The following is an 11,622-nucleotide window of genomic DNA, read 5'->3' as shown; positions in this document are numbered from 1 at the left end:
CACGTCATGCTGATCGACCTGGCGCGCAACGACGTGGGCCGCGTCGCGCAGGTGGGGTCGGTAAAGGTCAGCGACACCATGGTGATCGAGCGCTACTCGCACGTGATGCACCTGGTGTCGAATGTGACCGGCACCCTGAACCCCGGCATGAGCAGCATGGACGTGCTGCGCGCCTCGTTCCCGGCCGGCACGCTGACCGGCGCGCCGAAGGTCGAGGCCATGAAGATCATCGACGAACTCGAACCCGTGCGCCGCGGCATCTACGGCGGCGCGGCCGGCTACCTGAGCTACGGCGGCGAGATGGACGTGGCCATTGCCATCCGCACCGGCGTCATCAAGGACGGCACGCTGTACGTGCAGGCGGCCGCGGGCATCGTGGCCGATTCGAACCCCGAAGCCGAATGGGCCGAGACCGAGGCCAAGGCGCGCGCCGTGCTGCGCGCGGCCGAACAGGTCCAGCACGGCCTGGACGAACCCATCTGAGCCCCGGCCAATCCGACACCGCCCGGGCCGCAGAAGGCCCCGAGGAGAAAAAAATGCTGTTGATGATCGACAACTACGATTCCTTTACCTACAACCTGGTGCAGTACTTTGGCGAGCTGGGCGTGGACGTGCGCGTGGCGCGCAACGACCAGATCACGCTCGAAGAAGTGGCTGCGCTCAATCCCGACCAGATCTGCGTGTCGCCCGGCCCGTGCTCGCCGGCCGAAGCCGGCATCTCGGTGCCGCTGATCCAGGCGTATGCCGGCAAGAAGCCCATTCTGGGCGTGTGCCTGGGCCACCAGGCCATCGGCGCGGCCTTCGGCGGCGACATCGTGCGTGCGCAGCAGATCATGCACGGCAAGACGATCCAGCTTTCGCACACCGGCACTGACATCTTTGAAGGCCTGCCGACGCCGTACACTGTCATCCGCTACAACTCGCTGACCATCGACCCGGCCACCCTGCCGGACTGCCTAGCGGTCACTGCGACGGCGCCTGACGGCGACATCATGGGCGTGCGGCACAAGACGCTGCCGTTGTACGGGGTACAGTTCCACCCCGAATCCGTACTGAGTGAGCACGGCCACGCCCTGCTGCGCAATTTCCTGAACCTCGCCTGAAAGGACGCACCGTGACGATTTCCCCCTCCGAAGCGCTGACGCGCTGCATCGAACACCGCGAAATTTTCCACGACGAAATGCTGCACCTGATGCGCATGCTGATGCGCGGCGAGATGTCGCCGCAGATCGCCAGCGCGCTCTTGATGGGCCTGCGCGTCAAGAAGGAAACCGTTGGCGAGATCACCGCCGCGGCGCAGGTCATGCGCGAGTTCGCCACGCCCGTTGTCACTCCCAATCCGAACGACCTGCTGGACATGTGCGGCACGGGCGGCGATGGCAGCCACACGTTCAACATTTCCACGACTGCGATGTTCGTCGCGGCCGCGGCCGGCGTGCCGATTGCCAAGCACGGCAACCGCAGCGCCTCGTCGTCCAGCGGCAGCGCCGACGTGCTGGAGGCGCTGGGCGCCAACCTGGTGCTGACCCCGGAACAGGTGGCCGAATGCATCCAGGCGACCGGCATCGGTTTCATGTTTGCGCCCGCCCACCACGGCGCAATGAAGAACGTGGCCGCCGTCCGCAAGGAACTGGCGGTGCGCACGATCTTCAACATCCTCGGTCCGCTGACCAATCCGGCCGGCGCCGCCAACCAGCTGATGGGCGTGTTCCACCCCGACCTCGTCGGCATCCAGGTGCGCGTGCTGGAACGCCTGGGCTCGCGCCACGTGCTGGTCGTGCACGGCAAGGACGGCATGGACGAGGCCTCGCTGGGCGGGGCCACGATGGTCGGCGAACTGAAGGACGGCGTGGTCCGCGAGTATGAGATCCATCCCGAGGACTACGGGCTATCCATGATGTCCAACCGAAGCATCAAGGTGTCCAATCGCGAGCAGTCGCGCGAGCTTGTCATAGAGGCGCTGGAGAATGTCGAGGGCGCGGCCAGAGACATCGTCGCCCTGAACGCCGGGCTCGCCATCTATGCCGGCAACAAAGCCGATTCCATTCCCGAAGCCTTAGCGCTAGCATTTGAACTAATTTCCACCGGCGCGGCGCGAGCCAAGCTGGAAGAATTCTGCGCATACACCCGGACATTCCAGAAATGAACGATATTCTCGCGAAGATCCTCGCCGTCAAGGCCGAGGAAGTCGCCGCCGCTCGCCAGATGCGCAGCGAAGCCGAAGTCCTGCGCGAAGCGCAGGCGCGCCAGGACGTGCGCGGTTTCGCCCAGGCCATCGAAGACAAGATCTCGCAGGGCAAGGCCGGCGTCATCGCTGAAATCAAGAAAGCCTCGCCCTCCAAGGGTGTCATCCGCGAGGGCTTTGCGCCCGCGGAGATCGCGGCCACCTACGCCGTGCACGGCGCAGCCTGCCTGTCCGTGTTGACGGACGTGCAGTTCTTCCAGGGTTCGCACGACCACCTGCGCCAGGCGCGGGCCGCGTGCGCGCTGCCGGTGCTGCGCAAGGATTTCGTGATCGATCCGTACCAGATCGTCGCCGCGCGCGCGATGGGCGCCGACTGCGTGCTGCTGATCGTGGCCGCGCTCAGCCCCGCGCAATTGCGCGACTACGAAACGCTGGCGATCGAGCTGGGCATGGACGTGCTGGTCGAGGTGCATGACGCGCAAGAGCTGGAGGTTGCGCTCACGCTCAAGACGCCGCTGCTGGGCATCAACAACCGCAACCTGCGCACGTTCGAAACCAGCTTGCAGACCACGCTGGATCTCCTTCCTCGCATTCCGGCCGGCAAGCGCGTCGTGACCGAAAGCGGCATCCTGAAACCGGAAGACGTGAAGCTGATGCGCGAGCACAAGGTCGACGCGTTCCTGGTGGGCGAAGCATTCATGCGCGCCAAGGATCCGGGTGCGGAACTGGCGCGTCTGATCGGCTGAACGCGCGGAGCGGGGCGGCGTTATTTGGGCCGGGCCAGGCCCCATGCGGCGCCGCGCCGGTACACCGTGCTACGGTGCACGCCCAACGCGCGCGCCGCGCGGCTGACGCTGCCGCCGTTCTCGGCCAAGGCGGCCCGGATCGCGGCGTCCGTCATGGCGTGCAGATCGCCGGATCCGCTGGCCGGTGCGGGCGTCAATGTTGCATCGCGCAATTCCGCCGGCAGCATGTCGGCATCCACCCTGCCCGCCGGTCCCGCCAACACATGCAACGTGCGCAGCACCGATGCCAGTTGCCGGTAATTTCCGGGCCATGAATACGCCGCAAGAACGGCTTCGATGGCGGGCGGCAGCGCGGGACCCGCGCCTTGCGCCGCCCACAGCTCGCGCAGCAATTCCAGGCGGTCGGCCCGAGCGCGCAGGGGCTCGAGCGTGACGGTGTATTCAGCAATCCGGAAGTACAGGTCAGGACGCACCGGTGCGTCGGGGCCTTCGTGCGCCAGCGGCCGATGCGTGGCGCACACCAAGGTGAAGTCGACCGGCACGGGCCGCGCCGCGCCCAATGGCGAGACCTCGCGCGTCTGCAGCACGCGCAGCAGGCGAGATTGCAGCAGCAGCGGCATGTCGCCGATCTCGTCCAGGAACAGCACCCCGCCGTGCGCTTGCCGCAGCAGGCCCTTGCTGCCCTGGCGGCGCGCGCCGGTGAAGGCGCCGTCTTCGTAGCCGAACAATTCCGATTCGATCAGGCTTTCGGGCAAGGCGGCGCAGTTCACCGCCACGAAGGGGCCGGCCGCGCGTTGGCCACGCGCGTGGATCTGGCGCGCAAACACCTCCTTGCCCACGCCCGTTTCGCCCTGCAGCAGGATCGATACGCCGGCGTCCGCCAGATGCACCGCCCGCGCCAGCGCGCCTAGCGTCGCGGCGTCGAAGCTGGGGGCCGGCGTTCCGGCCAGCGCGCCCGGCGCGCGCGCCGCCGGCGCGGCAGGCGGCTGCGGCGCCCGCGTGCGCGGCATGCGCAGTCGCGCGTGATAGCTCGCGCCTGTTCGTGTGTGCACCCTGCCCGTCGCGTCCGGGCATCGTTCGATGTCGCCGTCGAACACGTCCGCGTAGCGGTACACGCCGAGCGCGGTCGCCGCCAGCGCCAGCGCCTGCAACGCGCGCCGGTTGGCGCCGATGAGCAGGTCGCCCTGGAATGCCAGCAGCGCTTCGCCGGGCTGGCCTAGCCCCGCAGGGTCGGCATGCAGGCGCAGCACCGTGCATTGTTCATAGGCGCTTTCGAACAATTGGTGTTCGATGCGGTCCACCGCCCCGCGCACCAGCGCCAGCACATCGGGGCGCACGTCGCGTGCCTGGCTGGAGAGATCGAGCACGCCGAGCGTGCGGCCTTCGCTGTCGGTGATGGGGACGGCGGCGCAGGTCAGGATGCGGTTGGGTTCGAAGTAGTGTTCGGCGCCATGCACGGCGATGGGCCGGCCTTCGACCAGCGCGGTGCCGATGGCATTGGTGCCGGCGGCGGCTTCGTCCCACGGCGCGCCGGGCATCAGGGCCACGCGCGAGGCGCGATGTGCAAATCCCGTGTCGCCGTCCGAGTCCAGCACCAGACCCTGCGCGTCGGAAAGGATGACGAGGTTGCCGCTGCCGCCGGCCTGGCGGCGCAGGTAGGCGATGGCGGGTTCGGACAGGCGGCGCAGCGCTTCGTTGCGCTGCTGGGCTTCGCGCAGTTCGCCCTGCGTCATGAGCTCGGCGCGGCGCACGCCCCGCATGTCGAAGCCCAGGTCGGCGCAGCGGCGCCACGAACGCAGGATGGGTTCGGCAACCATGCCGCCCGGCACCGCGCCCTGCTGGTTGAAGAGCATCCGCGCCTGCGTCAGCGCCTGCCGACCGGAGTGAGAGGCCATGTATGTCTCCTGGGACCGGCGTTCTGCGACGCCTGTGCTGCGACACCTGTTGCGCGACACCGTCGCGGATTGCGACAGTGAACGAACGAAAAACTACTTTCGCACGCGTGCGGCGGGCTGTCCAGCCGGGATGCCCCGACTGGCACACGTTTTGCTTGATACCGGACAGGCAGCCCACTGCCGCCATTCCAACGATACGGAGACAAGCATGGATATCGCGACCCGCGTTACCCCGGAGACCTACGGCACCCGTCTGGACCTCAAGACGCAATACGACAATTTCATCGACGGCAAATGGCAGTCGCCCGCGGATGGCGAATACTTCGACAACGTCACGCCGGTCACGGGCCAGACCCTGACCCGCAACGCACGCTCGAAGGAGCGCGACATCGAACTCGCGCTGGACGCCGCGCATCGCGCCGCGCCGAAATGGGGTTCGACCCCGGCCGCCGAGCGCGCCCGCATGCTCATGCAGATCGCGGACGTCATGGAAGCCAACCTGGAACGCCTGGCCACGGCGGAAACCTGGGACAACGGCAAGCCCATCCGCGAAGCCCGCGCCGCGGACATTCCGCTGGCCATCGACCACTTCCGCTATTTCGCCTCGTGCATCCGCAGCCAGGAAGGCGGGCTGTCCGAGATCGATCACGACACGGTGGCCTACCACTTCAACGAACCGCTGGGCGTGGTCGGCCAGATCATCCCGTGGAACTTCCCCATCCTGATGGCCGCGTGGAAGCTTGCGCCTGCGCTGGCGGCCGGCAATTGCGTCGTGCTGAAACCCGCCGAGCAGACGCCGCTGGGCATCCTGCTGCTGATGGAACTGATCGGCGACATCCTGCCGCCGGGCGTCGTGAACGTGGTGACCGGCTTCGGCCTGGAAGCCGGCAAGCCGCTGGCATCCAGCAAGCGCATCGCCAAAATCGCCTTCACCGGTGAAACCACCACCGGCCGGCTCATCATGCAGTATGCGTCGCAGAACATCATTCCCGTCACGCTGGAACTGGGCGGCAAGTCGCCCAACATCTTCTTTGCCGACGTGGCCGCGCAGGACGACGACTTCCTGGACAAGGCGGTCGAAGGCTTCGTCATGTTCGCCTTGAACCAGGGCGAGGTGTGCACGTGCCCCAGCCGCGCGCTGATCCAGGAATCGCTCTACGACAAGTTCATGGAACGCGCCCTGAAACGCGTGGCCGAGATCAAGCAGGGCAACCCGCTGGATGCCGACACGATGCTGGGCGCGCAGGCCTCCACCGAGCAGCTCGAAAAGATCCTTTCCTACCTGGACATCGGCAAGCAGGAAGGCGCGGACGTGCTGGCGGGCGGCTCGCGCGCGCAGATGCAGGGCGGGCTGGAAGGCGGCTATTACGTGCAGCCCACGGTTTTCAAGGGCCACAACAAGATGCGCGTGTTCCAGGAAGAAATCTTCGGGCCGGTCGTGGCGGTCACCACGTTCAAGGATGCCGATGATGCGCTGGCGCTGGCCAACGACACGCTGTATGGCCTGGGCGCGGGCGTGTGGTCGCGCGACGCCAACACGTGCTACCGGATGGGACGCGCGATCAAGGCGGGACGCGTGTGGACCAACTGCTATCACGCCTATCCGGCGCACGCGGCGTTTGGCGGCTACAAGCAATCGGGCATCGGACGCGAGAACCACAAGATGATGCTCAACCATTACCAGCAGACGAAGAACCTGCTGGTGAGCTATTCGCCGAAGAAGCTGGGGTTCTTCTGATCAGCCTGGCTTGATCTGTCCATCCCAAGCCGCTTGCGCGGCCAACCTGCGCGCCGGGCCCGCCCGGCGCGCTTGCAGAGGAATCCCGTCATGCCAGAGCACACGCCACGCGTGGTCGCGACCGATGAGGCGCGCCAGCTGATCGACACCCTGCGCGCCAAGCACGGGCCGCTGATGTTTCACCAGTCCGGAGGGTGCTGCGACGGCAGCTCGCCCATGTGTTATCCCCAGGGCGAGTTCATGGTGGGCGGCTCGGACGTGCTGTTGGGCGATCTGGAAGGTTGCCCGTTCTGGATCGGTGAAGACCAGTTCGCTTACTGGGAACACACCCAGCTCGTCATCGACGCCGTGCCCGGACGCGGCGGCGCGTTTTCGCTGGACAGCGCGGAGGGCAAGCGGTTTCTGTTGCGATCGCGGCTGTACTCGGATGAAGAGTGGGCGAATGTCGGGCCGGTGACGAAGGGATAGCGCGCCTCATCCGCGCTTGCCGTGGCCGCCGCCTTTGGACTGGGTGTCGTCTGGAAGGCCGGCGCGTTCGGCCTGTTTCCATTGGAAGGACACCCGCCGGATGCGGGCCGCGCGAAATTGCGTGAACGAGCGGCCGCCCGGCATGGGCGCGCCGCGATAGGCGCTGCTTGCGTTTTTCATTGCTGATGATGCGTTGACGAGGAAACTTTGATGCGTGGGGGATTGGTACGGCCGGTTAGGCGCGGCCGGCTAGGTACGGCCGGTTAGGCGCGGCCAGCTAGGCGCGGCCGGCTAGGCGCGGCCGGCTAGGCGCGCGCGGGCGGCGACCAGGCGCTGGCGGGCGCTTTGCGGCGAGTCCAGTCCAGCGCATCTTCCAAACGGTCGTTGCCCCAGAACATTTCCCCCTCCACGAAGAACGTGGGCGCGCCGAACAGGCCCAGGTTGCGCGCGCGGTCGACCTGCTTGCGCAGCGCCTCCTTGGCGCTTTCGGTCTTGGCGCGGGCGATGAGCGCATCGGCATCCAGCGACAGGCCAATGAGCAGATCGCGCACGACGTCTTCGGACTGAATGTCCAGGTCATGCTGGAAATTCGCGCGGAACACTGCCACGCAGAAATCGCGGCCCCAGGGTTCGTCCTGGCCCAGCAGCGCGATGCGCGCGGGCAGCACGCTCATACGCGGAAACAGGCGCGGACGGTTGTAGACCACACCGTATTTGTCGGCCAGGCGGGCGATGTCGCGCATCATGTACGCGCCCTTGCCGGGAAACAGGCGGAACGGCGTGTCGTTCCAGCCCTGCGCCTGGAAGATCGGCCCCAGCAGAAACGGCCGCAGATCGACCTTGACCTCGGCCTCGCGCGCAAGACTGTCGATGCGCTCGATCGCCAGATAGCTGTACGGGCTGGCGAAATCGAACCACATTTCAATGCGGGGCGTATCGGGCAAGGACGCGGTCATGTCAGGAGCTCCGGTTGTAGCGCGACCTGCGCATCCGGCAGGCCGCTGAGGACGACGTCGCGATCGCTGCGCACGGTCAGGGATTCGCCCGCTTGCAGCACGCTGTCATCGAAGCGGCGGTATTCGGAAACCCACACGGTGCCGGCGTGACACACGATGCGGACGCCTGAAGCGCGCTTGAGCAGCATAGTCGAGCCGCTGCCCAAACGGAATGACATTCCCGCGGTGCAACATAACTGGATCATGGCGTACCCCTCGGCCGCAACAGCGGCGATCACGGCGGATGACCACGATCTTGTCCCGGTCACCCAACGTCTGAGTCATATTGGACGCCCGCGGCGTACTATTGCTCAAGCGACTTTTCCGTCCGACACGCATGAGTTTCACGAATGCCATATCCGCTTGCGAAACTGCCTCCGCTTGATCTTGTCCGCGGCTTTGTCGCCGTCGGCCGCCGCATGAGCATCACGCTCGCCGCGCAGGACCTGCATGTCACACAGTCCGCCGTCAGCCGCCAGATCCGCGCGCTGGAGGCGCATTTGGGGGTGCCGCTCCTGGTGCGCGGGTTTCGCAGCGTGACGTTCACGGCTGAAGGCGCGCAACTTTTCCGGATGGCCGACGTGTGGCTCAGCCAGCTCGGCGACCTGACTGAACAACTGCGCGCCCCCGAGCGGCGCACGCCCGTCACCGTCACCACCACCATCGGCGTGGCCTCGCTGTGGCTGCTGCCCCGGCTGGGCGATTTCCAGGCGGCGCATCCGGACATCGATGTGCGCGTGGCCGCCGACAACCGGCTGATCGACATCGACCGCGAAGCCGTCGACATCGCCATCCGCTACAGCGAGCGCAACGCGGTCTCCGACGGCGCCGTGTGGCTCTTCGGCGAATCCGTGGTGCCGGTGGCGCACCCGTCGCTCAAGGCGCGCGAACTGGATGCGCGCGAGTTGCAGCGCCACGTGCTGCTGGAATTCGACGATCCCACACGGCCCTGGCTGCAATGGTCGGAATGGCTGAATGCGCGCGGTCTGGGCCGCGTGCGGGCGAAAGGCATGCTGCGCTTCAATCAGTACGACCAGATCGTGCATGCCGCGCTGGCCGGCCACGGCATCGCGCTGGGGCGGCTGGCGCTGATCGCGCCGATGCTGGCGGACCGGCGGCTGGCGCTCGTCGGCAGCCCGGCGGCCAGCGCCACCGACCACGCCTACTGGCTGGTGCGCAACGCGCGGCGCAGCACGCCGGATGCCGAGGTCGTCACGCAGTGGCTGGTGGATCAGGCAGCGGCGACGGCTCGGGATTTGACGGGTTGAGCGGATACGCCGGCGCCGCGGACGCGCGGATGTCCAGCTGTCCGCATGTCGTGCTGTCCGGTTATCCGCTTGCCCGGGTGTCCGCTTGTTTGCTAGTTCGCTTGTCCGGTTAGTCCACCACGACCTGCGCCGGACCGTCAGCCATCTCGCCGATCACGGCAGCCTGGCCGAAGCCCTGCCCGTGGAAGATCGCGAGCACGGCATCGGCGGCTTCCGGTGCGCACGCCACCAGCAGGCCGCCCGAGGTTTGCGGATCCGTCAGCAATGCCCGCTGGGTGTCTGACACCCCTGCGCCCAGACGCACCGATTCGCCGTACGAGGTCCAGTTCCGGCCGGACGCGCCCGTGATCACGCCGTCCGCCGCAAACCCCTGCACGCCCGGCAGCCAGGGCAACGCATCCAGCCGCACGCGGGCCGTGAGCTTCGCGCCGCGCGCCATCTCCAGCGCATGGCCCAACAGGCCAAAGCCCGTCACGTCGGTGATTGCATGCACGCCGTCCAGCGCCGCCAGCGCGGGACCGGGACGATTCAGGCGCGTCGTCGTGTCGATCATCACGCGATAACCGTCCACGTCCAGCAGGTTCTTTTTCAGCGCCGCCGACAGGATGCCCACACCCAGGCCCTTGCCCAGGATCAGCACGTCGCCGGCGCGCGCGTCCGCGTTGCGCTTGATGCGGTTCGGATGCACCAGCCCCATCGCGGCCAAGCCATAGATGGGTTCAACCGAATCAATGCTGTGACCGCCCGCCACCGGGATGCCCGCGTCGGCACAGACCGATTCGCCGCCTTTCAGGATCTCGGCGATCACGCTGTGCGGCAGCACGTTGATCGGCATGCCGACGATCGCCAGCGCCATGATCGGCGTGCCGCCCATGGCGTAGACATCGGACAGCGCGTTGGTCGCGGCGATGCGGCCGAAGTCGAAGGGATCGTCCACGATGGGCATGAAGAAGTCGGTCGTGGCGATGAGTGCCTGCTCGCCGTTCAGCCGGTACACCGCCGCATCGTCCGCGGTTTCCGTGCCCACCAGCAGGTTGGGATAGCTGGCGGCGGGGCCAAACCGCGCCAGCAGCGCCGACAGCACACCCGGCGCAATCTTGCAGCCGCAGCCGCCGCCATGCGATAGCGAAGTCAAGCGCGGCGCGTTTGTGGACGCAACATCCTGGGTCATCTCAGTCTCCGTGAGTCAGTCGGAAAAAGGATAGCACCGGCCATGTGAATGGCCCTATGATCGAACGCAGCCAGGCCCTCGCCATTCAACGCTCGCTTGCAGGAGTTCGCCTTGATCAGCCGCCGCCGCCTCCTGCAAACCGGCCTGTCGCTCGCGGCGCTGCCCGCGTGGGCCGGCGCTGCGAATAACGCCACGACTAACGCTACAAGTGGCGCAGCCGGTAACGCCGCGAATGGGGCGGCCAACAACGCCGCCGCATTGAAAGCCGCCACCGGCCCCGACTGGGTCGCGTGGACCGGCCCCACCCCGCCGCTCGTCTTGCCCGACCTCGGCGGACGCGAGCAAAAGCTTTCCGCCTGGCGCGGCAGCGTCGTCATCGTCAGCTTCTGGGCCACGTGGTGCGAACCGTGCCGCGACGAACTCCCCATCCTGTCCACCATGGCCAAGCGGCATCGCGAAGAAGGCCTGCGCCTTGTCGCCGTCAACGCCGGCGAGGCGCCTGCCAAGATCTCGGCCTTCTTGAAAAAGACCCCTATCAACGGCACGGTCCTGCACGACCGCAACAGCGCCGCGTCGAAGAAGTGGGATGCCGCCGCGCTGCCTGCCAACTACCTCGTCGACCGCGTCGGCGCGATCCGGTTTTGGCATCTGGGCGAGCTGGACTGGAAGTCGCACGAGATCGGCGGGGTGGTGACGCGCATGCTGCGCAGTTGAGGGGATACCTGTGCATCATCCCCGGTGTCAGACACCCGGGCGCGGCACCGTACTGCGACGGACATCTCGTAGGGGTGTCAGACACCTGCACCGGGGGCATGCCGGCACTTGGTCCGGCGTTCACCCGACGACCGTCCCGACGACCGCCCGAACAGCCACTGAAAGAGCCCGTGGTGGCGCGGGGTTCGTGTTGCGGGCCGTTTAGATGGTGCCCGGCGGAATCCGAAGGGAGCCGAAGGCGGACGAGGATGAGCACGGGGAAGTCCGGAGCGAAGGCTCCGGACCGCCATCGGAGGCCCGCAGCGCGAACCCCGCGACGCCGCGGGCGGCAGAAGAACACAAACCGGCGGAAGGCAGCAGGAGTCGAACCTACCTGGGAACGTCTGACGCCCCCAACCGGGTTTGAAGCCCGGCCGTGCCGCCGGGCACGAATGCCTTCCGT

13 protein-coding genes and 1 tRNA gene are annotated in these 11,622 nt (G+C 67.1%); 8 read left to right on the top strand and 6 right to left on the bottom strand.

Annotated features, from left to right (window positions below):
* From RT697_RS20340 to trpC, 4 genes are all read left to right on the top strand, one after another.
* A partial coding sequence (locus RT697_RS20340; protein WP_313701355.1) for an anthranilate synthase component I family protein occupies window positions 1-483 on the top strand: 483 nt, incomplete at its 5' end.
* A 53-nt stretch (window positions 484-536) separates the two neighbouring features.
* A complete protein-coding gene (locus RT697_RS20335; RefSeq protein ID WP_105237103.1) occupies window positions 537-1,103 on the top strand; it encodes an aminodeoxychorismate/anthranilate synthase component II in 567 nt (188 codons plus the stop codon).
* Window positions 1,104-1,114: 11 nt separating this feature from the next.
* Window positions 1,115-2,146: an anthranilate phosphoribosyltransferase gene (gene trpD, locus RT697_RS20330; protein WP_105237102.1), complete on the top strand. Its 1,032-nt coding sequence runs from the start codon at window positions 1,115-1,117 to the stop codon at window positions 2,144-2,146.
* Window positions 2,143-2,931, top strand: a complete 789-nt coding sequence (gene trpC, locus RT697_RS20325) for an indole-3-glycerol phosphate synthase TrpC (protein WP_313701354.1) — start codon at window positions 2,143-2,145, stop codon at window positions 2,929-2,931. Before trpD ends, trpC begins: the two co-directional genes overlap by 4 nt.
* 20 nt (window positions 2,932-2,951) lie before the next feature.
* Here trpC and RT697_RS20320 read toward each other — a convergent pair whose 3' ends face one another.
* Complete coding sequence (locus RT697_RS20320) at window positions 2,952-4,826, bottom strand: sigma-54-dependent Fis family transcriptional regulator (protein WP_313701352.1); 1,875 nt, start codon at window positions 4,824-4,826, stop codon at window positions 2,952-2,954.
* Between the two features lie 208 nt (window positions 4,827-5,034).
* Here RT697_RS20320 and adh point away from each other — a divergent pair, with 208 nt between their 5' ends.
* Together adh and RT697_RS20310 are read left to right on the top strand one after the other, a co-directional pair.
* Window positions 5,035-6,564, top strand: a complete 1,530-nt coding sequence (gene adh / locus RT697_RS20315) for an aldehyde dehydrogenase (RefSeq protein ID WP_312438091.1) — start codon at window positions 5,035-5,037, stop codon at window positions 6,562-6,564.
* Window positions 6,565-6,654: 90 nt separating this feature from the next.
* Window positions 6,655-7,032, top strand: a complete 378-nt coding sequence (locus tag RT697_RS20310) for a DUF779 domain-containing protein (protein ID WP_056565049.1) — start codon at window positions 6,655-6,657, stop codon at window positions 7,030-7,032.
* Between the two features lie 6 nt (window positions 7,033-7,038).
* On the opposite strand, the gene RT697_RS20305 is transcribed toward RT697_RS20310, so the two are convergent.
* The 3 genes from RT697_RS20305 to RT697_RS20295 form a co-directional block, all read right to left on the bottom strand.
* Complete coding sequence (locus tag RT697_RS20305; protein WP_313701350.1) at window positions 7,039-7,212, bottom strand: hypothetical protein; 174 nt, start codon at window positions 7,210-7,212, stop codon at window positions 7,039-7,041.
* Window positions 7,213-7,337: 125 nt separating this feature from the next.
* Window positions 7,338-7,988, bottom strand: coding sequence for a 2-hydroxychromene-2-carboxylate isomerase (locus RT697_RS20300; RefSeq protein WP_313701348.1), 651 nt, complete (start codon window positions 7,986-7,988; stop codon window positions 7,338-7,340).
* On the bottom strand, window positions 7,985-8,266 hold the full coding sequence (locus RT697_RS20295; RefSeq protein WP_313701346.1) for a DUF2917 domain-containing protein: 282 nt from the start codon (window positions 8,264-8,266) through the stop codon (window positions 7,985-7,987). The genes RT697_RS20300 and RT697_RS20295 overlap by 4 nt, the downstream gene beginning before the upstream one ends.
* 111 nt (window positions 8,267-8,377) lie before the next feature.
* On the opposite strand from RT697_RS20295, the gene RT697_RS20290 reads away from it, so the two are divergent.
* Window positions 8,378-9,295 (top strand): LysR substrate-binding domain-containing protein, encoded by a 918-nt coding sequence (locus RT697_RS20290; RefSeq protein WP_313701344.1) that lies wholly within the window; start codon window positions 8,378-8,380, stop codon window positions 9,293-9,295.
* A gap of 109 nt (window positions 9,296-9,404) precedes the next feature.
* Here RT697_RS20290 and selD read toward each other — a convergent pair whose 3' ends face one another.
* On the bottom strand, window positions 9,405-10,466 hold the full coding sequence (gene selD, locus RT697_RS20285; RefSeq protein ID WP_313701342.1) for a selenide, water dikinase SelD: 1,062 nt from the start codon (window positions 10,464-10,466) through the stop codon (window positions 9,405-9,407).
* A gap of 111 nt (window positions 10,467-10,577) precedes the next feature.
* On the opposite strand from selD, the gene RT697_RS20280 reads away from it, so the two are divergent.
* Window positions 10,578-11,180, top strand: coding sequence for a TlpA disulfide reductase family protein (locus RT697_RS20280; RefSeq protein ID WP_313701340.1), 603 nt, complete (start codon window positions 10,578-10,580; stop codon window positions 11,178-11,180).
* 347 nt (window positions 11,181-11,527) lie between these two features.
* Here RT697_RS20280 and RT697_RS20275 read toward each other — a convergent pair.
* Window positions 11,528-11,620: transfer RNA gene (locus tag RT697_RS20275), tRNA-Sec, on the bottom strand.
* Between the last annotated feature and the right edge of the window lie 2 nt (window positions 11,621-11,622).

Source organism: Achromobacter sp. (assembly GCF_032113835.1).
Taxonomy (GTDB): Bacteria; Pseudomonadota; Gammaproteobacteria; order Burkholderiales; family Burkholderiaceae_B; genus Achromobacter.
This window is presented reverse-complemented; position numbering and strand designations above follow the sequence as displayed.

Excerpts from the sequence above, each read along its gene's own strand:
- adh (WP_312438091.1), top strand. The coding sequence starts at position 5,035 with ATGGATATCGCGACCCGCGTTACCCCGGAGACCTACGGCACCCGTCTG.
- RT697_RS20290 (WP_313701344.1), top strand. The coding sequence starts at position 8,378 with ATGCCATATCCGCTTGCGAAACTGCCTCCGCTTGATCTTGTCCGCGGC.
- selD (WP_313701342.1), bottom strand. The coding sequence starts at position 10,466 with ATGACCCAGGATGTTGCGTCCACAAACGCGCCGCGCTTGACTTCGCTA.
- RT697_RS20335 (WP_105237103.1), top strand. The coding sequence starts at position 537 with ATGCTGTTGATGATCGACAACTACGATTCCTTTACCTACAACCTGGTG.
- RT697_RS20310 (WP_056565049.1), top strand. The coding sequence starts at position 6,655 with ATGCCAGAGCACACGCCACGCGTGGTCGCGACCGATGAGGCGCGCCAG.
- trpC (WP_313701354.1), top strand. The coding sequence starts at position 2,143 with ATGAACGATATTCTCGCGAAGATCCTCGCCGTCAAGGCCGAGGAAGTC.
- RT697_RS20300 (WP_313701348.1), bottom strand. The coding sequence starts at position 7,988 with ATGACCGCGTCCTTGCCCGATACGCCCCGCATTGAAATGTGGTTCGAT.
- RT697_RS20320 (WP_313701352.1), bottom strand. The coding sequence starts at position 4,826 with ATGGCCTCTCACTCCGGTCGGCAGGCGCTGACGCAGGCGCGGATGCTC.
- RT697_RS20305 (WP_313701350.1), bottom strand. The coding sequence starts at position 7,212 with ATGAAAAACGCAAGCAGCGCCTATCGCGGCGCGCCCATGCCGGGCGGC.